This is a genomic window from Neobacillus drentensis (assembly GCF_036965425.1).
GTDB lineage: Bacteria > Bacillota > Bacilli > Bacillales > Cytobacillaceae > Neobacillus > Neobacillus drentensis_F.
The window spans coordinates 12,581-34,726 of sequence record NZ_JBALPP010000043.1; the positions used below are offsets into that span (position 1 = coordinate 12,581).

Genomic DNA, 22,146 nt, shown 5'->3' on the forward strand with positions numbered 1-22,146 from the left:
CCTGTGGTGGCAGGGTTCTTTTTATTTTACAATTAGATAACATTCTTTTGTCATTTGCTTTCTTTATAAGCTTTTTATAGTAAGATAGGAATGCATTCAGGTTTTAAATCGTTAATGAGGTGGAAAAATGAAAATAGTAGTAAGTGGCGGGGGAACTGGCGGACATATCTATCCTGCACTCGCCCTCATTAGAGAAATCCAAAAAGAAAACAATCAAGCTGAGTTTTTATACATAGGCACCAGTAATGGTTTGGAAAGTAAAATTGTTCCGAGAGAAAATATTGCTTTTAAATCCATCCATATTACGGGTTTTAAAAGGAAGCTCTCCTTTGAAAATGTGAAAACCGTTATTCGATTTCTTAAAGGTGTTCAGGACAGTAAAAAAATTTTAAAAGAGTTTAAACCGGACATTGTCATTGGGACTGGCGGGTATGTGTGTGGACCTGTTGTTTATGCAGCTTCAAAGCTGCGTATTCCAACGATCATTCACGAACAAAATAGTGTCCCTGGACTTACAAATAAATTTTTAAGCCGCTATGTAAACAAAGTAGCCATTTGCTTTGATGAAGCAAAAGATTTTTTTCCAAAGGAAAAAGTTGTTTTTACGGGAAATCCTCGCGCTTCTGAGGTAATTGGCAAGGATGGAATTAAAGGGAGACTTTCAGCGGGCCTGAGTACTACAAAGCCAGCAGTGCTCATCTTTGGCGGTAGCCGCGGTGCACGACCAATTAATGAAGCTGTTATCAAGTCTTTATCGGACTTTGCTGAAAAACCATACCAGATTCTCTATGTTACTGGAGATGTGCATTTTGAAGATGTTCAAAAAGAAGTGGAGCTAGTTGGGAATCCCCAAAATGTTGTCATAAAGCCATTTATTCATAATATGCCAGAAGTTTTGGCAGGTATTGATTTAGTTGTCTCAAGGGCTGGTGCAACATCTTTAGCCGAAATTACTTCACTGGGCATTCCAAGCATCCTAATTCCCAGCCCATATGTAACAAATAATCATCAAGAAAAAAATGCCCGTGCTTTAAGTGATCATGGAGCAGCACAGCTTTTATTAGAAAAAGAGTTAAACAGTAAAAGTTTAATTGGACATATTGATCGAATTCTTTTAAATAGCGAAAATCTTAAGGAAATGAAATTAAAAGCTAAAAAAATGGGTGTTCCCGACTCCGCTAGCAGGCTATATCAGGTTATGGACCAGCTAGTTAAGGGTGAACAAAAGTAGCCCATATTCATTTTTTGCATAGACTAAAATATACGTATGTTTGGAAAGTTAGGTGGTAAATTTGGACGGTATCGTAGCGGAATTGCAAGCTTCAAAAATCGGAAAGGTGAAGGAAAATGAACCTCTTGCCCATCACACCACAATTAAGATTGGCGGTCCTGCCGATATTTTTATAGAGCCAACATCTGTAGCAAACTTAAAGATAGTTATGGATATCATTAAGAATCATCAGGTAAATTGGCGAGCCATAGGAAGAGGATCGAATCTTTTGGTTTCTGATAAAGGGATTGAAGGGGCCATTATAAAACTCGGTTCAGGCATTGATCATCTTAATATAAATGGTTCGGAAATCACAGTAGGGGGCGGCCATTCCCTTGTTAGTTTATCAACGCTTATTAGTAAAAAAGGGCTCTCAGGCCTTGAGTTCGCTAGTGGTATCCCCGGGTCAATCGGTGGTGCTGTTTATATGAATGCAGGAGCACATGGATCAGATATTAGTAAAATCTTAACGAAAGCTCATATTTTGTTTGAAGATGGAACAATGGAATGGCTGTCAAATGAAGAAATGGAATTCTCCTATAGGACCTCTGTCTTGCAGAAAAAGCGTCCCGGCATCGTTGTTGAGGCAGTTTTTCAGCTAGATGAAGGTGAAAAGGGAAATATTGTAGCACAGATGCTAAAAAATAAGGATTATCGAAAAGAAACGCAGCCTTGGAATTACCCATGTGCAGGAAGTATTTTTCGAAACCCATTGCCTAATTATGCAGGAAAACTAGTAGAAGTAGCCGGTTTAAAAGGCTTCAGTATTGGCGGAGCAAAAATCTCTGAAATGCATGGGAATTTTATCATCAACGCTGGAAATGCAACAGCAGGAGATGTGCTTGCCTTAATCCAGCATGTGAAGGATACCATCTATAACCTATATGAAGTTAGAATGGAAACAGAAGTTGAGATAATTGGAAGGAAATAGAATTTAATTACTAAATTTATCCTTACTTTTATGGTAATAATTATCTTACGAATGACAAATATTGTGGTATAATTACTGATAATATTATAGGTGCGAACTCTCTAGGTAAACGAATGACGGCATGATTTTTCGTGCCGTTGTTTCTCTTTTCAAGCTATCATTTAAAGAGTTAATGGACAAGCATATTTGTTGTTATTTTGGAGCAGCTGCTTTTATGTTGGGGGAATTGTGAATGGAAAATGGTAAAATCGTTGCTCTTGAGGATCGTATTCCAAAACTGAAAGAACAAAGAAGGCGTAAAGCAAACAGACGGCTTGTGCTTTTGCTTATTTTGTTTTTTATGATGATCGTTGCGGTAGCCTATACACAATCACCACTTAGTCATGTTAAGACGATTACACTTAAAGGTAATGAGATCTATTCTAAAGATGAAATCATCAATAAAAGCGGCCTTTCAAATAATACGAATATTTGGAAAGTTAGAAAGGATGCTGTCGCTTCTAAAGTGGAGCAGCTCCCTGAAATTAATAAGGCTGTTGTAAAGCGAAAGTGGCCCAACACGATTATAATCCAAGTAGTAGAGCATAAGAGAATTGCCTATTTAAAAAAGGACACGTCCTACTTACCAGTAATGGAAAATGGAAAGATACTTAAAGAAAGAAAAACAGAAATGGTTCCAGTAAATTCTCCGATTCTTTTCGATTTTAAAGAAGGGGCAGCTCTGAACGAAATGGTAAAAGAGCTAAAAAAGCTTCCAATTGAAATAACAAACTCCATTTCTGAAATTCATTACACTCCTAAAAAAACAGATCGGTACCACGTTTCCTTATTTATGAATGATGGCTTCGAGGTTAGTGCCACATTAAAAAGCTTTTCAGAAAAGATGGTCCATTATCCTTCTATTATTGGCCAATTAGATCCAAATAAAAAAGGAATTATCGACTTAGAAGTAGGGTCTTATTTTAGGGCTTTTGAATCGGAAGTGGAGGAAAAGAAAGTTGAATAGGATGAAGGTGAAGGGGAAACACGTTATTCTGTCTTTTGTCTGCCTTGTTTTAGGATTTATGCTTGCTTTCTCCTATCATTTGACGCAAATCGAAAAACAAAAAGAAAAGCCAAATCTATCAGGAAAACAATATGAAAAAACACTTACACTTAGAAATCAATTGATTGCTCAAGAGGAGACCAACCGAAAACTGCAAAAGGAATTAAATCAAAAGCAGGATAAAGTACAAAAAAATGAAAAAAATCTCGCAAAAGAGGCCCAGGTGTTTCAAAATTTAGCTGAGGATGCAGAAAAATACAGGATGTATCTTGGTAAGGTAAAAGTAAAAGGCAGCGGGGTAAAGGTTACCCTTACCGATGGGGCTTACGACCCTAAAGAAGATAATATTAATAATTATCTCGTCCATGAGCATCACGTATTTAAAGTAGTCAATGAACTTTATATATCGGGCGCAGATGCAGTTTCGATAAATGGGCAAAGACTAACAAGTCATTCTTATATTGTCTGTAATGGCCCAGTCATAACAGTCGATGGAATTCAGCATCCTGCACCATTTATCATTACAGCTATTGGTGACCCAGACGTGCTCTCGTCTTCATTAAATTTAACCGGCGGGGTAAAAGACCAGTTGGTTAATGATAATATTATTTTTTCTTTGGAGAAAGAAAGTGACATTACGCTCAATCCAATTTTAGGAAGCTAATAAAACAGGATTTTGCTGTCCACGAAAAACAAAGAAGGCAAGGTGAAAAAAGTGGACAAACAAAAATTAAATATTAGTTTTACCTTGGTAGCAGCGGTTGTGGGTTTTATGATTGCGATTCAATTTCAAACCGTGAAAAAACCTGAAGAACGGGATACTAGAGACATTTGGCAGCTCCGGGAAGCCCTGCTGCAAGAAAAAGAGCTGCAGTCTAATTTATTGACTGAAATTCGTTCTAATGAAGAAAAGCTATCAGCTTATGAATCTAAGCGAAAGCAAAGCAAGGAACAGGCCTTAAGGGATACATTGCAGGAATTAAAGATCGAGGCTGGTTTAACTGAGGTAACTGGCCCAGGAATTACGTTAGAAATTGAACCTGTAGTTGAAGATATTCAATTAGGAGACCCAGTTACAAGGGTTGTTTCCCCAGAATTATTGAAGAGATTGTTGAACGAATTAAATATGTATGAAGCGAAATATGTATCCATTGACGGTCAACGAATTATTAATACAACCGTTATCAGGGATATCAATAAAGAAACAAAAATTGATGGCCATTCTATTAAAAGTTTACCAATAGAGGTGAAGGTGGCTGTTGCTGATTCAACTACGGCTGAAAAATTATATAATCGGATGAAAGTATCAAAAGCAAGGGATGAATTTTTTACTGAAGGCTTGAGGCTGAATGTCTCGGCTCCTATTCCGAATATTAAGGTGCCAGCCTATGATAATCCAATTCGTATTCGGTTTTTGGAACCGATTAAAGAAGGGGGCGGTACCTAATGTGGCTTCCGGTTATGGGACTTGTCATTGGAATCATTCTTGGTTTATTGACTGAGATCCGAATTCCTGAAGAATATTCAAATTATTTGTCGATTGCTGTCTTAGCCGCGTTCGACACGTTATTTGGTGGAATTCGAGCATACTTGCAAAATATTTATGATGAAAAGGTGTTTGTATCAGGCTTCTTTTTTAATATTGTCCTTGCTGCAAGTTTAGCTTTTCTCGGTGTTCATCTTGGTGTAGACTTGTATTTAGCAGCAGTTTTTGCGTTTGGGGTCAGATTGTTTCAGAATATTGCCGTAATTCGTCGAATATTATTGACGAAATGGTCAACAAACAAAGAAAAATTAGAAAAAAGTTGAAAATTTTTAAAGGGAATCATTTAATTGTGACGAATATTTTTATAAGATATGACTTGGAAATTAATTGAACAAGAAAATTGTTGTTCTATTTTAGGAAAAATAAAGGAGGTGCCAGAGAATGAACAGCAATGAAATATATGTTAGCCTTGACATCGGTACATCCAGTGTAAAAGTAATCATTGGTGAAATGGTTCATGATTCAGGAAAAGGCTCGTTAAATATTATAGGTGTCGGAAATGTAAAATCTGAAGGGCTGCGTAAAGGTTCGATTGTCGATATGGATGATACGGTTCATTCTATTAAGCGGGCAATTGAACAGGCGGAAAGAATGGTAGGAATGGAAATCAGGGAAGTTGTCGTTGGAATTCCAGGACACCATGTTATGCTTCAGCCTTGTCACGGTATTGTAGCTGTTTCTGGCCAAAATAGAGAAATTACAAATGAAGATGTTATTCGTGTCATAGAAGCTTCCCATGTCGGATCAATTCCTCCAGAGAGGGGAAATATGGGAGTAATCCAAAGGCAATTTATCTTAGATGGTAAAGATGAAATAAATGACCCGCGCGGAATGATTGGTGTCCGTTTGGAGATGGATGGAACGTTGATAACCGGTTCAAATTCCGTTTTGGCCAATACCATACGCTGTGTCGAGCGCGCTGGTCTTAGTTTTTCTGATATTATCCTGCAGCCTCTGGCAGCAGGTGAGTATGCTTTATCCAAGGATGAAAAAAACCTTGGTGTTGCTTTGATTGACCTAGGAGGCGGTTCCACAAACATCTCGGTTTTTCAAGATGGTTTTATAACTGCAACTGGTGTCATTCCAGTTGGCGGTGACCATATCACAAAGGATCTGTCTGTCGGTCTCCGAACTTCAACTGAGGACGCTGAAAAAATTAAGATGAAGCATGGACATGCCTTCTATGATGAGGCATCAGAAGATGTAGTATTCAGTGTTCCGATTATCGGCAGCGATCAACACCAACAATTTAACCAGTTGGAAATTTCTGAAATTATTGAAGCAAGAATGGAAGAAATTTTTGAGTTGGCTGCCCATGAATTAAAGAGAATGGGCGTCACCAGTCTGCCGGGAGGATTTGTTTTAACGGGCGGCGGTGCCAACATGCAAGGAGTTTTGGAGCTTGCACAAGATATGTTTCAAAATCCAGTTCGAATTGCAGTACCAGATTACATTGGTGTAAGAGAACCTCAATATACAGCAGCGGTTGGCTTAATAAAATATGCCTATAAGAATGCTAGATTACCAGGTGGCACAATCAGCTCTTCATCATCAGTTTCTGAGCCAATCGAAAAGAGAGTACCAAAACAACATCAACCAAAAGCAAAAGTAGAAAAACATCCGGAAGAAAAGATGTCATCAAAAGTAAAAAAATTCCTTGGTTACTTTTTCGAATAGGCATAATCGAAAAGGAATATCGACGAATTAGGAGGATTTGTCATGTTAGAATTTGATACAAATTTAGATTCTCTTGCAACCATAAAAGTAATCGGAGTTGGCGGCGGGGGTAACAACGCCGTAAACAGAATGATTGAACATGGCGTACAAGGTGTAGAATTTATCGCAGTAAATACTGACGCACAAGCATTGAATCTTTCAAAAGCTGAAGTGAAAATGCAGATTGGTGCAAAGCTGACCAGAGGTCTTGGAGCGGGTGCGAACCCAGAGGTTGGAAAGAAGGCTGCGGAGGAAAGCAAGGAGCAAATCGAGGAAGCATTGCGCGGAGCGGATATGGTTTTCGTCACAGCAGGAATGGGCGGCGGAACCGGTACAGGTGCAGCACCAGTTATTGCTCAGATTGCCCGCGACCTTGGTGCTTTAACCGTTGGTGTTGTTACCCGTCCATTTACTTTTGAAGGTAAAAAACGTTCAAATCAAGCTTCAGGCGGAATTGGATCAATGAAAGAGGCAGTCGATACTTTGATTGTTATTCCAAATGACCGGCTTCTTGAAATTGTTGATAAGAGTACTCCGATGCTTGAGGCGTTCCGCGAAGCAGACAATGTCCTTCGTCAAGGGGTTCAAGGTATTTCGGATTTAATTGCAACACCTGGTCTTATTAACCTTGATTTTGCTGATGTAAAAACGATTATGTCAAATAAAGGCTCAGCGTTAATGGGTATTGGTGTAGCTTCCGGTGAGAGCCGTGCTACTGAAGCAGCGAAGAAAGCCATTAATTCACCTTTACTAGAAACATCAATCGATGGAGCACAAGGCGTTTTAATGAACATTACTGGCGGGACGAACTTAAGTCTTTACGAAGTTCAAGAAGCAGCTGATATCGTTGCAACGGCAACGGATCAGGAAGTAAACATGATTTTCGGTTCGGTTATCAACGAAAATTTAAAAGATGAAATTATCGTTACCGTTATTGCAACTGGCTTTAATGAAGAAGTCATTCAGCCAAAGGTAACCCGTCCTACTTTTGGACAGAATAATAAAGCTCCAGTAAATCCGATTAAGAGAGAACAGCCAAAGCGCGAAGAAGTTCATCAAGAACCAGTTCGCAATAACAACTCTTCACAAGAAGAAACTCTTGATATTCCTACATTCCTTCGTAATCGTAACAGAAGACGATAATATTAATAAAGGCATAGCCCAGAAAAATGGGGCTATGCCTTTTTTTTGTTGTGAAAAAGAAAAGTTGATTATTAACTCTGTGATTGGAGCGCAAATCAACAGCCTTGTTAAAAAAGAGCATTTATTCAAAATATTATCTGACAAATTCCTTAATGAATAGTGAAAATTTCTGTTTTTTTGATTACAGAAAGTGACACACTTTTAGTCCTCTACTACGTTATACTTTTTCGTAACAGATTAATAGAACTGCCAATAAGGAGGAAGCTGTTTGGTTGTTTATTTAGATGTAATTTGGGCTCTTAACTTGTTTTTTGATAGCCTTCTTCTTTATTTAACAGCTATTTTTCTAAAAAGAAGCATACGAATCTGGAGATTATTGGCTGGAGGATTTATTGGCTCACTAATTATTCTATTAGCCTTTACTCCAATAAATGTCTACTCAAACCATCCAATAGCAAAACTGTTATGCTCTGTCATGATGGTGCTTGCAGCATTTGGGTATAAACGGTTGTCTTATTTTCTCAAAGCGTTAATGACGTTATATGTTGCTACTTTTTTAATTGGTGGAGCCTTATTAGGCGCCCATTATTTCATTCAATACGATCCTGAGTTAACCACAAAGGTCTTAATGTCGAGTGTGAAGGGTTTTGGTGACCCAGTCAGCTGGTTATTCGTCCTGATTGGTTTCCCGGTTGCCTGGCATTTTTCAAGGAGACATATGGAAGGTATGGAAATGACGAAAATCCAATTTGAACAAATCGTCAATGTCAGCTTGAAAATAGGCAGTGAAACATTTGTTTTTAAAGGATTAGTTGATAGCGGCAATCAACTTTATGACCCGTTGTCAAGGCTTCCCGTTATGTTTGTTTCCATTAAAAATCAATTGGATGCTATACCAGAGGAAATCAAAAAAATTGCAGCTGATCCGGAACCGCTCATAATGGGGAGCGGGGAAGTTCCAGATGAATGGCAAAATAGACTAAGAATTGTTCCTTGCCGGGTAGTGGGACAAGAGCATCAGCTCATTGTGGCCATTAAGCCCGATAACATATTAATTGAACAAAATGGAGACCAGTATTTATGCGAAAAGGGTCTTGTATCCTTCACGATGCAGCAGCTTTCGGCAGATGATGCTTTCCAATGTATCGTTCATCCGAAAATGCTGACAGGTCCAAAGCAGCAAGGAGGGACCGTGAAGGTAAGTTAATAATACTATACTCAGAAAAACATATTTTAGAAGGAGGAACAAGAATGAAAAAGTGGAAACTTCGCTTATCCTACTATTGGTATAAAATATTAATAAAATTAGGTTTAAAAACAGATGAAGTATATTATATTGGCGGAAGCGAAGCATTGCCGCCTCCTTTAAGCAAAGATGAAGAAGAGATGTTGTTAAAGAAGCTTCCCGGCGGTGACAAGGCAGCAAGGTCAATTTTAATTGAAAGGAACCTGCGTCTAGTTGTCTATATTGCCAGAAAATTTGAAAACACAGGCATTAATATCGAGGACTTAATTAGCATTGGCACGATTGGCCTGATTAAAGCGGTCAATACCTTTAATCCTGAAAAGAAAATCAAACTTGCTACATATGCTTCAAGATGTATTGAAAATGAAATTCTAATGTACTTAAGGCGTAATAATAAAATCAGGTCAGAGGTTTCGTTCGATGAACCATTGAATATTGATTGGGATGGGAATGAGCTTTTGTTATCAGATGTACTGGGCACTGATGATGATATCATCACTAAGGACTTAGAAGCCAATGTAGATCGAAAGCTGCTCACTAAAGCTTTGCACCAGCTAACAGATCGTGAAAAACAAATCATGGAGCTTCGCTTTGGCTTAACTAATGGCGAGGAAAAAACGCAAAAGGATGTAGCCGATATGCTTGGAATTTCCCAATCCTATATTTCACGGTTAGAAAAAAGAATTATTAAAAGATTACGAAAAGAGTTCAATAAGATGGTTTAAGAAATTTTTTTCTACCAAAAAAACCTATTATTTCCTGATTTTATAGCAATTTTCGACAATCATGCACCTGTTCACTCGTATGGACAGGTGCATATTTTTCCTCCTCAAGGAAATACTGTTTTTTGTACAGCAGCTCCTGTGAGGAGGAAAAAGAATTGACTCGAAATAAAGTTGAAATTTGCGGTGTGGACACATCAAAACTTCCTGTATTAAAAAACGAAGAAATGAGAATTCTCTTCAAGCAAATGCAAGAGGGCGATATATCCGCCAGAGAAAAGCTCGTCAATGGAAATTTACGCCTTGTACTAAGCGTGATACAGCGCTTTAACAACCGAGGTGAATTTGTCGACGATCTATTTCAGGTAGGCTGTATTGGGTTAATGAAATCGATTGATAACTTTGATTTAGGTCAAAACGTAAAGTTTTCCACTTATGCCGTACCAATGATTATTGGAGAAATAAGAAGATATTTGCGGGATAATAACCCTATTCGTGTGTCCCGCTCCTTAAGGGATATTGCTTATAAAGCCCTTCAGGTTAGGGAACGACTCATGAGCGAGACCTCACGTGAACCGACCGCTGAAGAAATTGCGAAGGTTTTAGAGGTACCACATGAGGAAATTGTCTTCGCCCTCGATGCTATACAGGACCCAGTGTCCCTATTTGAGCCAATCTACAATGATGGCGGCGACCCGATTTATGTTATGGATCAATTAAGTGATGAGAAAAATAAAGATATCCACTGGATCGAGGAAATCGCTTTAAAAGAAGGTATGCGTCGATTAAACGAGCGTGAAAAATTAATTTTGCGTAAAAGATTCTTCCAAGGTAAAACACAAATGGAGGTCGCTGATGAAATCGGAATTTCCCAAGCGCAGGTTTCCCGATTAGAAAAAGCAGCGATAAGACAAATGAATAAGAATATCCAAAGCTAAGCTGTCCAATGGGGGCAGCTTTTTCTGTTACTAAATCGACCAGCACTATCATATATTCTTTAATAGTAAAGGAACTGGGAGTGGTATGTGTATGGTTAAAATTTCGGATTTCCAGATAAAAGATGTCGTAAATGTAGCAGATGGTAAAAGGCTCGGTAATATTGGCGATATTGAGATCAACTTAACCACTGGAAAAATAGAAGCAGTCGTAATCTCTGGCAGTGGGAGGGTGCTGGGCTTTTTTGGGAAGGATGAGGACATCGTCATTCCTTGGAAAAATATCATTAAAATTGGTGAGGATGTCATTTTGGTAAGGCATAAAGGAAGTGTAGAGAAAATTTCAGAGGAAGCAGAAGTTTAAGCTTTGTCATTAACGGTGACCAATTTTTTAATTCATGATAAACTAAAGAAAAACATTAGAGGTATGAACATGGAACCCTTTGTTTTAAAAAACAATTCAATATTATTAATTGACACCTGGACCGAGCGATATCCTGGACTTGTTGCCGGAATGACAACGAAGAACGGGGGGGCAAGTAAAGGGAACTTTGAAACATTAAATCTCGGCTTTCATGTTAATGATAATGTTAATGATGTAGGTTCGAACCGAGAAATAGTTTCCGACCTTCTTGATTTTTCTATCAATAATTGGGTAGGTGCCGAACAGACCCATGATACTTTTATTAAAAAAGTTTCAAAAGCAGATCGTGGTCTAGGGGCAGCTTCCTATGAACAGTCTTTCAAGGGGACGGATGGTTTTTATACAAATGAAGAGGGAATTCTTCTAACTCTTTGTTTTGCTGACTGTGTCCCTCTTTTCTTTATTGCTCCACAGGCACGTATGATTGGAGCCACCCATGCCGGCTGGAAGGGTACAGTTGGAAAAATAGCAGGAAAGATGATTGAAGCTTGGAAAGAAGAAGGTATAGACCCAGAACAGATATTTGTCGTAGTCGGACCATGTATTTGCGAAAAATGTTATATTGTGGATGATCGTGTCATTAACTTAGTTGAAAATACACTAGAAGATGTCGAAGGAAAACCATATAATCTAATTAGGGATGGCCAATATTCTTTAGATTTACGTGAAGTGAATCGGCAAATACTTCTAAATGCAGGAATCCCTGATAAAAATATAAGCATAACTGGATTTTGCTCAAGCTGTCATCATGATTTATTTTTTTCCCATCGTCGTGATCAAGGCAGTACTGGAAGAATGTTAAGTTTTATTGGCTGGAAGGAGACTAACAATCATTTATGAAGGTAGCAGCAAAGTTAGAACAAATCAGACAACAAATAAATGAGGCGTGCCTAAAAGTAAATAGGGATCCTGAAGAAATAAAGTTGATTGCCGTAACGAAATATGTCAGCACCGAAAGAGCGAAAGAAGCATTAGATGCGGGCATTTATAATCTGGGTGAAAATCGTGATGAAGGACTTCTTGCAAAGTGGGAAGTGCTGCAGGACAAGCCTAATTGGCATTTTATTGGATCACTTCAGACTCGAAAGGTGAAAAATATTATCGATAAAGTTGAATATATTCATTCCTTGGACAGACTTTCGCTGGCTGAAGAAATTAATAAACGCGCGAAACGGAAGATAAAGTGTTTGGTACAAGTAAATGTGTCACAGGAAGAATCCAAACATGGATTAAATGCCGATGAGGCAATTACGTTTATTGAATCCCTCCGACCATTTGAAAATATAAGTGTAGAGGGTTTAATGACAATGGCTCCATTTACGGATGATGAAATGGTTCTGCGTGAATGTTTTCGAAAACTGAGAGAGCTTCAGGAACAAGTAAAGGCTTATAATTTAGATTTTGCTCCATGCACAGAGCTTTCAATGGGAATGTCCAATGATTTTACGATTGCGATTGAAGAAGGAGCTACAATGGTAAGAATTGGCACAGCACTTGTCGGTGAAGATGGTTAGGAGAGAAAAAAATGACGATTAAATCGAAATTAAAAACATTTTTCTTTTTAGATGATGAATATGATGATAACAATGATGGTTATGTTGAATCAGTTGAACCCATAAAACAAAAAAAGCAGCCTGTTAAACCACAAAATGTTGTCAGTCTGCAAAGTGTCCCAAAACCTGCAAATTCCAACACTTCTTCAAAAGGATCAAAAGTAATATTAGTTGAACCTCATGCTTATGCTGAATCAACTGAGATTGCGGACCACTTAAAAAATCGCCGTGCGGTAGTGGTGAACCTTCAGCGCATCGATAATGAACAAGGCAGACAAATTGTCGATTTTTTAAGCGGTGCTGTTTATGCTATCGGCGGGGACATCCAGAAGATCGGCACGAGCATTTTTTTATGTACCCCTGATAATGTCGAGGTTTCAGGAAATATTTCGGAACTTTTTCCTGACTCTGAAAATCAAATAACGAGGTGGTAAACTAAATGGATTTTATTTTTAGTCTCCTTTCACAGTTATTATCGATTTATTCGTGGGCATTAATTATATATATATTGATGTCTTGGTTTCCAAATGCAAGGGAGACAACAATTGGCCGATTTCTTGCCAACATTTGTGAACCGTATTTAGTTCCGTTTAGAAAAATAATTCCTCCCATTGGCATGATGGACATTTCGCCAATTGTTGCTTTCTTGGTCCTAAATTTCGCTCAAAGCGGACTTAACACTTTATCTAGATGGATATAAAAACTGTACCGTAGGTTGTGTATACGAGAATGAACATATATCAGCATTTCCGTCCAGAAGAACGGGACTATATCGATCAGGTATTACATTGGAAGAATTATGTCGAAACTCAATATACTCCAAAGCTAACGGATTTTCTTGACCCTAGAGAACAGTATATTTTAACCATGTTAATTGGTGAAAATGACGATGTAAAATATACCCTTTTTGGGGGCGGCAATGGAGTGGAAAGAAAAAGAGCATTATTGCTGCCTGATTATTTAACAGCCGAACAAGCTGATTTTCAGATTCGCCTGTTTGAAATTGATTATCCGAAAAAGTTTGTCACAATCGAGCATCGTCAGGTCTTAGGGACCTTAATGTCCTTAGGGTTAAAGCGCGGTAAATTTGGTGACATCTTAACCAATAATGACCAAATTCAATTTTTCGCTGCTGCGGAAATCAGCGAATATATTAAGAGTAATTTGCAGACAATTGGCAGGGCTGGGGTTAAATTGGTGGAAACGCCGCTCGATAAGGCCCTTAGCCTTCAAGAAGTCTGGGAAGAAATTGAATTAACAGTATCTTCATTACGACTGGATGCAGTTATTTCTAGTATTCATCATCTCTCCCGGCAAAAATCACAACTTTTTATACAACAAGGGCTTGTTAAAGTTAATTGGTCATTAGTCGAGAACCCTTCATTTGAATGTCAAGTCGGGGATATGATTTCAGTTCGAGGACATGGACGAGTTAAAATTATGTCTTTAGACGGGAAAACAAAAAAAGAAAAATGGCGAATTACTGCTGGAAAACAAAAATAATTCAATTTTATGCAGGATTTTCGAAAAACATGTCGAATACTTCCTTATACATATATTAGAACAGATTTATGGAGGTGGCATCATGCCGTTAACGCCGTTAGATATTCATAATAAGGAATTTAATAAAGGGTTTAGAGGCTACGATGAGGACGAGGTTAATGAATTTTTAGATCAAGTGATCAAGGATTATGAACTAGTTCTCAGAGAGAAAAAAGAGATGGAAGAACGTTTAAATGAAATGAAAGAGCGGCTGGGCCATTTTACAAATATTGAAGAAACACTTCATAAGTCTATCATCATTGCTCAAGAAGCTGGTGAAGATGTAAAACGTAACGCTCAAAAGGAAGCGAAGCTCATAATTAAGGAAGCCGAGAAAAATGCGGATAGAATCGTAAACGAATCCCTTTCAAAAGCAAGAAAGATTGCACTTGAAATCGAGGATTTAAAAAAGCAATCTAAAGTATTTCGAACTCGTTTTAAGATGTTAATTGAAGCGCAGCTCGATATGCTGAATACAGATGATTGGGATCACTTATTAGAATACGAAGTGGATGCCACAGAATTAAAAATCCACGAAGAAGAAGATTCATTAGCTTGACGAAATATGTTAAATTAGCATATAATTTTTTAACAGATTATACTGAATAGATGGCAATTGACGATGAAAGGGACAGTACAATTTTTCAGTAGGCTATTTTTAAGCGAGTCGGGGATGGTGAAAGCCCGGTAAAGCAGAAAAATTGGAAAATCACCCTCGAGTCCTAAGGTCGAACTTCTAAATGGAAAAGTAGATCTTGGCGTGTTATTCACGTTACGAATCTAAAGAGGATAGAACGAGTATAACCGTTCTATTTATCAGGGTGGTACCGCGGGAATCAAACCTTCTCGTCCCTATTTGGGATGAGAGGGTTTTTTTATTGGTCATTTGGCTATTCTGTTTCTATGAAAGTATCAGGAGGAAAAGAAAATGGAATATAAAGATACGTTATTGATGCCGCAAACGGAATTTCCGATGCGGGGCAATCTTCCACAAAGAGAGCCGGATATCCAGGCAAAATGGGAAGAGATGAATATTTATCAAAAAGTGCAGGAGCGCACAAAGGGGCGGCCGATGTTCGTCCTGCATGATGGACCTCCATATGCAAATGGTGATATCCATATGGGGCATGCTCTTAATAAAATCTTAAAAGATATGATTGTCCGTTATAAATCAATGAGCGGCTATCATGCTCCATATGTACCTGGCTGGGATACACATGGATTGCCGATTGAGCAGGCATTAACCAATAAAGGTGTTAAGCGTAAAGAAATGACTGTAGCTGAATTCCGTCAGTTATGTACTACCTACGCACTAGAGCAAATTGATAATCAGCGGACACAATTTAAACGTTTAGGTGTTCGCGGAGACTGGGAGAATCCATATATCACTCTTAAGCCGGAATACGAAGCCCAGCAAATTAAGGTATTCGGAGAAATGGCGAAAAAGGGCTATATTTATAAAGGTCTTAAGCCCGTTTATTGGTCTCCATCTAGTGAATCTGCTTTAGCAGAGGCTGAAATTGAGTACCAGGATAAGCGTTCTCCTTCCATTTATGTTGGCTTTAAAGTCAAAGATGGAAAAGGTGTCCTTGATACTGATACACAAATTGTAATCTGGACAACAACTCCTTGGACGATCCCGGCAAACCTTGGTATTTCAGTTCATCCGGATCTGACCTATGTCGTGGTTACTACTAATGGGAACAAGTATCTAGTTGCTGAAGCCCTTTTGGAGGCTGTTTCAAAAGAAGTTGGCTGGGAGAATGTCACCACAGTCCAAAAGGTAAAAGGTTCAGAGTTAGAAAACATTGTTGCCTCTCATCCGTTATACGGTCGTGATTCTTTAGTCATGTTAGGGGAGCATGTTACAACTGATGCTGGTACTGGCTGCGTTCATACTGCACCAGGCCATGGGGAAGATGACTTCCATGTTGGTCAAAAGTACGGTTTAGAAGTGCTTTGCCCAGTTGATGATAAAGGCTATATGACGAGTGAAGCTCCTGGATTCGAAGGCGTATTTTACGAAGAGGCCAATAAGCCAATTGGTCAGGCTTTGGAAGAAGCAGGTGCATTATTAAAGCTTACTTTTATTACCCATTCCTACCCGCACGATTGGAGAACAAAAAAGCCGGTTATTTTCCGTGCAACTGCTCAATGGTTTGCTTCTATTAAAGACTTCCGCAGTGAACTTTTAGAAGCGGTTAAGGAAACAAAGTGGGTTCCAGCATGGGGAGAGACAAGACTATTTAATATGGTTCGCGACCGTGGTGACTGGTGTATTTCTCGTCAGCGCGTCTGGGGTGTTCCAATTCCTGTTTTTTATGCGGAAAATGGTGTGGAGATTATCACTGACGAAACAATTGACCACGTTTCCAACTTGTTCCGTGAACATGGATCAAATATTTGGTTTGAGCGTGAGGCAAAAGAATTACTTCCAGAGGGCTTTACACATCCAGGAAGTCCAAATGGAACTTTTACAAAAGAAACGGATATCATGGATGTTTGGTTTGATTCGGGTTCTTCTCATCAAGCCGTTCTCCTTGAGCGGGAGGATTTAGTTCGTCCGGCTGATTTGTATTTAGAAGGATCTGACCAGTATCGCGGCTGGTTTAACTCTTCTTTATCAACAGCTGTAGCTGTGACCGGAAAGGCTCCATATAAAGGTGTATTAAGCCATGGGTTTGCACTAGATGGTGAAGGCAGAAAAATGAGTAAATCATTAGGTAATGTTGTCGTGCCAGCAAAGGTAATGAATCAATTAGGTGCTGATATCCTTCGCTTATGGGTTGCTTCTGTTGATTATCAATCAGATGTTCGGGTATCCGATGCAATTTTGAAGCAGGTTGCTGAGGTTTACCGGAAAATCCGTAATACATTCCGTTTCCTTTTAGGAAACTTAGCCGATTTTGATCCAACAGTGAATAAAGTGGCCTATGAAAACTTGCGTGAAGTGGATCAATTCATGCTTGTTAAATTAAATAAACTCATCAAATATGTTCGAAAAGCTTATGAAAATTATGAGTTTGCTGGGATTTACCATGCAGTTAATAATTTTTGTACCCTTGATTTAAGTGCTTTCTATTTAGATTTTGCGAAGGATGTACTTTACATTGAGGCCGCTGACCATCAGGATCGCAGAGCGATTCAAACTGTTTTGTATGAATCCTTGCTTGCTTTAGCAAAACTGGTTTCTCCTATCCTTTCCCATACAGCTGATGAAGTGTGGAAATTCATTCCGGCAGTTCAGGGGGAAAGTGTTCAATTAACAGATTTACCGGAATATGTTGATCTTCCAGGGGCGGAGGGCTTAGAAGAGAAATGGACGGCATTTATGAAGCTTCGTGATGATGTTTTAAAAGCATTAGAAGAAGCACGAAATGGAAAGGTTATTGGAAAGTCGTTAACGGCTAAGGTGACCTTGTACGTTAATGATAATACAAAAGCCCTTCTCGATTCGATTGAAGAAAACCTGCAGCAATTATTTATTGTTTCAGGCTTTGAAGTAGCAGGTGCATACGATCAAGCACCTGAGAATGCGCTGAAATTAGAATCAGCTGCTATTGTTGTCACTAAGGCAGAAGGTGAAACCTGTGAACGCTGCTGGGTGGTAACACCTGAAGTAGGTCAAGACCAAGATCATAAAACACTTTGCCCTCGCTGTGCAGAAGTTGTTAAAGAAAACTATTCACATTTAGCCTAAAATCATGAAGCCCCGTGGAAACGGGGCTTTTAATTTTTTCCTTCTCCGTTAATTGTTGTTGTTTGTGACAAATGTTTGCCTGTGTCAGAAAGATACTTGGGGAAATAATATTACAAATGACAAACGGAGGTAACAACTATGAATGCAATGCAGGAACAGCTGTTTTTGGAACTCCGTCAAACGAAGGAAGAAATTGAAATTTCATTAAAAAACAAACAGAAAAAAGATTGGTTAACAGACATTTTTGAACAAGAATTGGCTGACATAAATTGTGCTATTCAGAAGCTAAAGGATGGAAATTTTGGTCAATGCGAAATTTCAGGTGAATTTTTACCGGATGATTTGTTAAAAATGATTCCTACCTTAAAGACCGTAAAAGATTCAGAGTTTCTAGAGGTATTTTGTAAAAAAACGATTCATTAGTCATTTTTATGATGTTCCATTGTCGTTTTACGATTAAGTATGCTAAAATGCTAAGGATAAGTCTAGGCGAAATGTGGGGGATCTTAGTGTTTTATTACTTAATCGCTTTTTTTGTAATTATTTTGGACCAATTTACGAAATGGTTAATTGTAAAAAATATGTACTTAGGTGAAAGCATTCCAATCATTGATAATATTTTGTACATTACATCCCACCGCAATCGCGGAGCGGCATGGGGGATTCTGCAAGGTCAGATGTGGCTTTTTTATGTAATAACCATTCTTGTTATTGCCGGCATTATGTATTATCTTTACAAAGCAGCTAAAGGTAAATGGCTATTGGGAGTTTCACTTGCTTTTATGCTTGGCGGGGCTATCGGTAACTTTATTGATCGTTTAATTCGAAAAGAAGTTGTCGATTTTATCCACACATATATTTTTAGCTATAATTTTCCTGTCTTCAATATTGCTGATTCAGCATTAGTAATAGGAGTTATTTTATTAATGATACAAATGCTTCGAGAAGAGAAGGAATCGAAGGAGAAGTCTTATGGAGAAAATGGAACACACCATTCTTGAAGAGCAAAAAGGAGATCGAATTGATAAAGTCATCTCGAGTCTCGATGAAGAATGGTCAAGAACACAAGTCCAGCAATGGATTAAAGATGGAAATGTCTTAGTGAATGGACAAAAAGTGAAAACAAATTATAAATGTGCACTGAAGGATGAAATTGAAATCACCATTCCCGATCCAGAAGAATTAGATGTTATTCCAGAAGAGCTTGACCTAGAAATTTATTACGAAGACAAGGATGTTCTAGTAGTAAATAAGCCTAGAGGTATGGTTGTTCATCCAGCACCGGGACATATGACGGGGACATTGGTAAATGGTTTAATGGCGCATTGTAAAGATTTATCCGGTATTAATGGAGTGTTAAGACCGGGGATTGTTCACCGGATTGATAAAGACACTTCCGGACTTTTAATGGTCGCCAAAAATGATATGGCTCATGAAAGCCTCGTCAATCAATTAGTTGAGAAAACCGTAACCCGTAAATATAAAGCAATTGTTCATGGTGTTATTCCACATGATTTTGGAACGGTTGATGCCCCGTTGGGGAGAGATACAAAGGACAGACAAAGTATGGCAGTGGTTGACAATGGGAAACATGCGGTCACGCATTTTCATGTGATCGAACGCTTTAAAGATTTTACCTTTGTTGAGTGTCAATTAGAAACGGGGAGAACCCACCAAATTCGTGTTCATATGAAATATATCGGCTACCCGCTTGCAGGAGATCCTAAGTATGGGCCGAAAAAAACGCTTAATATTGAGGGACAAGCGCTGCATGCTGGAGTGCTTGGCTTTACACATCCGAGAACAAATGAATATTTAGAGTTTGAAGCAGCACTTCCTGAAGATTTCGAAAGGCTGCTTGACCAGCTTCGAAATAATCGTTGACATTATTTTAGTATTATTGTAAGATAACTATAGCTTAATAAGCCTTTAAATTCAGTCCCGTGAGGCTGAGAAGGAACGGTTGCTATTAAGGGGGAATCTATACCCTTATTAGTTGAAATGACTCGTTAACCTCTCGCCAAATCGGTAAGAGGTTTTTTATTTATAAAAGAACATTATTAAATATTGAAACCCTGTTGATTGAAACGGAAGGCGCGAGACTCCTGCGGGAGTACGGAACAGGGGAGACCCCACAGGCGCTTTAGCGCCGAGGAGGCTCCCCGTACCGCCCGCGGAAAGCGAAGCGCCTGGAGTGGAAATCAACAGGCATTTTAAAAAAGCTATATTTTATAAAAAGCAGGTGTCCTATGAATCAGAAAGCTCTTGTTTTAGATGAGCAGGCGATTGGCCGTGCATTAACAAGGATTGCCCATCAAATCATTGAAAAAAATAAAGGGATTGAAGAGTGTATTCTTGTGGGAATCCGAACAAGAGGCATCTACTTGGCCAAGCGGCTTGCTTCAAGAATCGAGGAAATCGAGGGGAGTCCAATACCTGTTGGGGAAATTGATATCACCCTGTATCGAGACGATTTATCGAAGAAAACGGAAAATCAAGAGCCGCTAGTTAAAGGATCTGATATCCCAGTCAGCATAAGTGATAAAAAAGTCATTCTAGTTGATGATGTTTTATATACAGGACGTACGGTCCGCTCAGGCCTTGATGCCTTAATGGATATAGGGCGGCCTTCAGCCATCCAGCTTGCCGTACTAGTCGACCGGGGCCATCGAGAACTTCCGATTCGCGCCGATTACGTAGGAAAAAACATCCCAACATCAAGTGATGAAAAAATCGTAGTCGAACTGGTTGAAGTGGACCAGATTGATCAAGTAAGCATATTTGACAAATAAATAGTTTGCCCTTTTAAATGCAGTCCTGTGAGGCTGACAAAGGGGAAATGGCCGGTATCATTTTACGGCTTTTCCATACCCTCTTTGTCTTGCCATGGACTTAGAGGGTTTTTTTATTATGAAATATCACAGAATAAAGAAAAATGGGGGAAATCCATATGAACAATAAACCAATCTTAGACGTAAAAGATGTTCCGAAACCTTCACAATGGCTTACCTTAAGCTTGCAACATTTGTTCGCGATGTTTGGTGCGACAATTCTTGTGCCATACCTGGTTGGATTAAGCCCAGCCATTGCGTTAATATCGAGCGGTCTTGGAACACTGGCATTTCTCCTAATTACAAAATTTCAAGTTCCCGCATATCTCGGATCTTCATTTGCCTTTATCGCTCCAGTAATAGCGGCAAAAGCTTCAGGGGGCCCTGGCGCAGCGATGGTTGGAACTTTTATAGCAGGTCTTGTTTATGGGATTGTAGCGCTTGTCATTAGCAAAGCAGGACATCGCTGGATTATGAATCTGCTCCCGCCAATCGTGGTAGGTCCCGTTATTATAGTAATTGGTTTAGCCCTATCAAGTACTGCGGTAGGTATGGCAATGAATAATCCAGCCGGAAAATACAGCATGCTTCATTTCTCTGTAGCGCTTGTAACATTAGCAGCAACAATTATCTTCTCTATCTACGCAAAGAAAATGTTAAGTATCATTCCTATCCTTGGAGGAATTGTAGTTGGTTATCTCTACGCCTTAATGGTCGGGATTGTCGATTTCAGTCCAGTATTGAAAGCAAATTGGTTTGAAATGCCGGAATTCATTATTCCGTTTGTAAGCTACAAAGTGAAATTTACATGGGATCTAGCCGCATTAATGATTCCAGTAGCCGTTGTTACTCTTTCTGAGCATATTGGCCACCAGCTTGTATTAAGCAAAGTTGTAGGTCATGACTATATTAAAGAACCTGGATTACACCGTTCAATTCTAGGTGATGGAACTGCAACAATGATTTCAGCTCTAATTGGCGGTCCGCCGAAAACGACCTATGGAGAAAATATCGGCGTCCTAGCCATCACAAGGGTTTACAGTGTTTATGTCATCGCAGGGGCTGCTGTACTTGCTATCATCTTCGGATTTATTGGGAAAGTAACAGCATTAATCCAAACAATACCAACACCTGTCATGGGTGGAGTTTCAATCCTGTTGTTTGGAATCATTGCTTCATCAGGGTTAAGAATGTTAGTAGACAGTAAAATCGATTTTGGTGATAAACGCAATTTAGTTATCTCATCAGTCATTTTGGTAATTGGAATCGGTGGAGCAATCGTGAAACTTCCATTTAATATCCAAGTTCAAGGTATGGCTCTAGCGGCCATCATTGGGGTGTTATTAAACCTCATTCTTCCTGGAAGACAGTGTGCAGAAGAAAATATGTTTGAAGCAGAACAAACGAATGAAACGAAGAAAATTGCATAACAAGAAAACCTTTTAAAAGAAGTCCAAGAGAGGCTTATAAGGGTGTTATCACTTGAACCGCTGTTTAGTGCGGATTATGTGTGGATTCAAAACACCCTGATCATTTGGTCAG

General features: G+C 38.9%; 24 protein-coding genes and 1 other annotated feature. All 24 genes read left to right on the top strand.

Annotated features, from left to right (window positions below):
• Positions 1-127: 127 nt before the first annotated feature.
• The 24 genes from murG to V7161_RS12205 all read left to right on the top strand — a co-directional run bounded on the left by murG (position 128) and on the right by V7161_RS12205 (position 22,034).
• A complete protein-coding gene (gene murG / locus V7161_RS12090) occupies positions 128-1,231 on the top strand; it encodes an undecaprenyldiphospho-muramoylpentapeptide beta-N-acetylglucosaminyltransferase (RefSeq protein ID WP_335445394.1) in 1,104 nt (367 codons plus the stop codon).
• Positions 1,232-1,292: 61 nt separating this feature from the next.
• Complete coding sequence (gene murB / locus V7161_RS12095; protein WP_335445395.1) at positions 1,293-2,201, top strand: UDP-N-acetylmuramate dehydrogenase; 909 nt, start codon at positions 1,293-1,295, stop codon at positions 2,199-2,201.
• A 232-nt stretch (positions 2,202-2,433) separates the two neighbouring features.
• Positions 2,434-3,207: a cell division protein FtsQ/DivIB gene (locus tag V7161_RS12100; protein ID WP_335445396.1), complete on the top strand. Its 774-nt coding sequence runs from the start codon at positions 2,434-2,436 to the stop codon at positions 3,205-3,207.
• Position 3,208: 1 nt separating this feature from the next.
• Positions 3,209-3,910: a DUF881 domain-containing protein gene (locus V7161_RS12105; RefSeq protein ID WP_335445450.1), complete on the top strand. Its 702-nt coding sequence runs from the start codon at positions 3,209-3,211 to the stop codon at positions 3,908-3,910.
• Between the two features lie 51 nt (positions 3,911-3,961).
• Positions 3,962-4,693, top strand: a complete 732-nt coding sequence (locus V7161_RS12110; RefSeq protein ID WP_335445397.1) for a DUF881 domain-containing protein — start codon at positions 3,962-3,964, stop codon at positions 4,691-4,693.
• Positions 4,693-5,055, top strand: a complete 363-nt coding sequence (locus V7161_RS12115; protein WP_335445398.1) for a small basic family protein — start codon at positions 4,693-4,695, stop codon at positions 5,053-5,055. The genes V7161_RS12110 and V7161_RS12115 overlap by 1 nt, the downstream gene beginning before the upstream one ends.
• A gap of 118 nt (positions 5,056-5,173) precedes the next feature.
• The gene (ftsA, locus tag V7161_RS12120; protein WP_335445399.1) at positions 5,174-6,469 is read left to right on the top strand and encodes a cell division protein FtsA; all 1,296 of its coding nucleotides are present in this window, start codon (positions 5,174-5,176) and stop codon (positions 6,467-6,469) included.
• A 42-nt stretch (positions 6,470-6,511) separates the two neighbouring features.
• Positions 6,512-7,651, top strand: a complete 1,140-nt coding sequence (gene ftsZ, locus V7161_RS12125; RefSeq protein WP_223596028.1) for a cell division protein FtsZ — start codon at positions 6,512-6,514, stop codon at positions 7,649-7,651.
• Positions 7,652-7,919: 268 nt separating this feature from the next.
• Positions 7,920-8,858, top strand: coding sequence for a sigma-E processing peptidase SpoIIGA (gene spoIIGA, locus V7161_RS12130; RefSeq protein WP_335445400.1), 939 nt, complete (start codon positions 7,920-7,922; stop codon positions 8,856-8,858).
• Positions 8,859-8,902: 44 nt separating this feature from the next.
• The gene (gene sigE, locus V7161_RS12135; protein WP_223588615.1) at positions 8,903-9,622 is read left to right on the top strand and encodes an RNA polymerase sporulation sigma factor SigE; all 720 of its coding nucleotides are present in this window, start codon (positions 8,903-8,905) and stop codon (positions 9,620-9,622) included.
• Between the two features lie 155 nt (positions 9,623-9,777).
• A complete protein-coding gene (sigG, locus tag V7161_RS12140; protein ID WP_040204876.1) occupies positions 9,778-10,557 on the top strand; it encodes an RNA polymerase sporulation sigma factor SigG in 780 nt (259 codons plus the stop codon).
• Between the two features lie 91 nt (positions 10,558-10,648).
• Entirely contained in the window at positions 10,649-10,918 is a 270-nt protein-coding gene (locus V7161_RS12145) for a YlmC/YmxH family sporulation protein (protein ID WP_289982343.1), read from the top strand.
• A 69-nt stretch (positions 10,919-10,987) separates the two neighbouring features.
• Positions 10,988-11,818: a peptidoglycan editing factor PgeF gene (gene pgeF, locus V7161_RS12150; protein WP_335445401.1), complete on the top strand. Its 831-nt coding sequence runs from the start codon at positions 10,988-10,990 to the stop codon at positions 11,816-11,818.
• Positions 11,815-12,492: a YggS family pyridoxal phosphate-dependent enzyme gene (locus V7161_RS12155; RefSeq protein WP_335445402.1), complete on the top strand. Its 678-nt coding sequence runs from the start codon at positions 11,815-11,817 to the stop codon at positions 12,490-12,492. Before pgeF ends, V7161_RS12155 begins: the two co-directional genes overlap by 4 nt.
• Positions 12,493-12,503: 11 nt before the next feature.
• On the top strand, positions 12,504-12,965 hold the full coding sequence (locus tag V7161_RS12160) for a cell division protein SepF (protein ID WP_335445403.1): 462 nt from the start codon (positions 12,504-12,506) through the stop codon (positions 12,963-12,965).
• A gap of 5 nt (positions 12,966-12,970) precedes the next feature.
• Positions 12,971-13,231, top strand: coding sequence for a YggT family protein (locus tag V7161_RS12165; protein ID WP_335445404.1), 261 nt, complete (start codon positions 12,971-12,973; stop codon positions 13,229-13,231).
• Between the two features lie 29 nt (positions 13,232-13,260).
• A complete protein-coding gene (locus V7161_RS12170; RefSeq protein ID WP_335445405.1) occupies positions 13,261-14,034 on the top strand; it encodes an RNA-binding protein in 774 nt (257 codons plus the stop codon).
• Between the two features lie 82 nt (positions 14,035-14,116).
• Complete coding sequence (locus V7161_RS12175; RefSeq protein ID WP_335445406.1) at positions 14,117-14,632, top strand: DivIVA domain-containing protein; 516 nt, start codon at positions 14,117-14,119, stop codon at positions 14,630-14,632.
• A 54-nt stretch (positions 14,633-14,686) separates the two neighbouring features.
• Positions 14,687-14,930: a binding site (T-box leader), on the top strand.
• 71 nt (positions 14,931-15,001) lie between these two features.
• Positions 15,002-17,773 carry an isoleucine--tRNA ligase gene (gene ileS, locus V7161_RS12180; RefSeq protein WP_335445407.1) on the top strand — a complete coding sequence of 924 codons (2,772 nt, stop codon included), beginning with the start codon at positions 15,002-15,004 and terminating at the stop codon, positions 17,771-17,773.
• A gap of 138 nt (positions 17,774-17,911) precedes the next feature.
• Positions 17,912-18,196, top strand: coding sequence for a hypothetical protein (locus tag V7161_RS12185; protein WP_335445408.1), 285 nt, complete (start codon positions 17,912-17,914; stop codon positions 18,194-18,196).
• A gap of 86 nt (positions 18,197-18,282) precedes the next feature.
• Positions 18,283-18,774, top strand: a complete 492-nt coding sequence (lspA, locus tag V7161_RS12190) for a signal peptidase II (RefSeq protein ID WP_223588602.1) — start codon at positions 18,283-18,285, stop codon at positions 18,772-18,774.
• Positions 18,746-19,657 carry an RluA family pseudouridine synthase gene (locus V7161_RS12195; RefSeq protein ID WP_335445409.1) on the top strand — a complete coding sequence of 304 codons (912 nt, stop codon included), beginning with the start codon at positions 18,746-18,748 and terminating at the stop codon, positions 19,655-19,657. Before lspA ends, V7161_RS12195 begins: the two co-directional genes overlap by 29 nt.
• 365 nt (positions 19,658-20,022) lie before the next feature.
• Positions 20,023-20,565: a bifunctional pyr operon transcriptional regulator/uracil phosphoribosyltransferase PyrR gene (pyrR, locus tag V7161_RS12200; RefSeq protein ID WP_223588599.1), complete on the top strand. Its 543-nt coding sequence runs from the start codon at positions 20,023-20,025 to the stop codon at positions 20,563-20,565.
• 158 nt (positions 20,566-20,723) lie between these two features.
• Positions 20,724-22,034 (top strand): solute carrier family 23 protein, encoded by a 1,311-nt coding sequence (locus tag V7161_RS12205; protein WP_335445410.1) that lies wholly within the window; start codon positions 20,724-20,726, stop codon positions 22,032-22,034.
• The last annotated feature ends 112 nt before the right edge of the window (positions 22,035-22,146 follow it).

Bases quoted from the DNA above. Each gene is read 5' to 3' on its own strand.
- murG (WP_335445394.1), top strand. From the start codon at position 128: ATGAAAATAGTAGTAAGTGGCGGGGGAACTGGCGGACATATCTATCCT.
- V7161_RS12100 (WP_335445396.1), top strand. From the start codon at position 2,434: ATGGAAAATGGTAAAATCGTTGCTCTTGAGGATCGTATTCCAAAACTG.
- V7161_RS12105 (WP_335445450.1), top strand. From the start codon at position 3,209: ATGAAGGTGAAGGGGAAACACGTTATTCTGTCTTTTGTCTGCCTTGTT.
- V7161_RS12115 (WP_335445398.1), top strand. From the start codon at position 4,693: ATGTGGCTTCCGGTTATGGGACTTGTCATTGGAATCATTCTTGGTTTA.
- ftsA (WP_335445399.1), top strand. From the start codon at position 5,174: ATGAACAGCAATGAAATATATGTTAGCCTTGACATCGGTACATCCAGT.
- ftsZ (WP_223596028.1), top strand. From the start codon at position 6,512: ATGTTAGAATTTGATACAAATTTAGATTCTCTTGCAACCATAAAAGTA.
- sigE (WP_223588615.1), top strand. From the start codon at position 8,903: ATGAAAAAGTGGAAACTTCGCTTATCCTACTATTGGTATAAAATATTA.
- V7161_RS12145 (WP_289982343.1), top strand. From the start codon at position 10,649: ATGGTTAAAATTTCGGATTTCCAGATAAAAGATGTCGTAAATGTAGCA.
- pgeF (WP_335445401.1), top strand. From the start codon at position 10,988: ATGGAACCCTTTGTTTTAAAAAACAATTCAATATTATTAATTGACACC.
- V7161_RS12155 (WP_335445402.1), top strand. From the start codon at position 11,815: ATGAAGGTAGCAGCAAAGTTAGAACAAATCAGACAACAAATAAATGAG.
- V7161_RS12160 (WP_335445403.1), top strand. From the start codon at position 12,504: ATGACGATTAAATCGAAATTAAAAACATTTTTCTTTTTAGATGATGAA.
- V7161_RS12165 (WP_335445404.1), top strand. From the start codon at position 12,971: ATGGATTTTATTTTTAGTCTCCTTTCACAGTTATTATCGATTTATTCG.
- V7161_RS12170 (WP_335445405.1), top strand. From the start codon at position 13,261: ATGAACATATATCAGCATTTCCGTCCAGAAGAACGGGACTATATCGAT.
- V7161_RS12175 (WP_335445406.1), top strand. From the start codon at position 14,117: ATGCCGTTAACGCCGTTAGATATTCATAATAAGGAATTTAATAAAGGG.
- ileS (WP_335445407.1), top strand. From the start codon at position 15,002: ATGGAATATAAAGATACGTTATTGATGCCGCAAACGGAATTTCCGATG.
- V7161_RS12185 (WP_335445408.1), top strand. From the start codon at position 17,912: ATGAATGCAATGCAGGAACAGCTGTTTTTGGAACTCCGTCAAACGAAG.
- V7161_RS12195 (WP_335445409.1), top strand. From the start codon at position 18,746: ATGGAGAAAATGGAACACACCATTCTTGAAGAGCAAAAAGGAGATCGA.
- pyrR (WP_223588599.1), top strand. From the start codon at position 20,023: ATGAATCAGAAAGCTCTTGTTTTAGATGAGCAGGCGATTGGCCGTGCA.
- V7161_RS12205 (WP_335445410.1), top strand. From the start codon at position 20,724: ATGAACAATAAACCAATCTTAGACGTAAAAGATGTTCCGAAACCTTCA.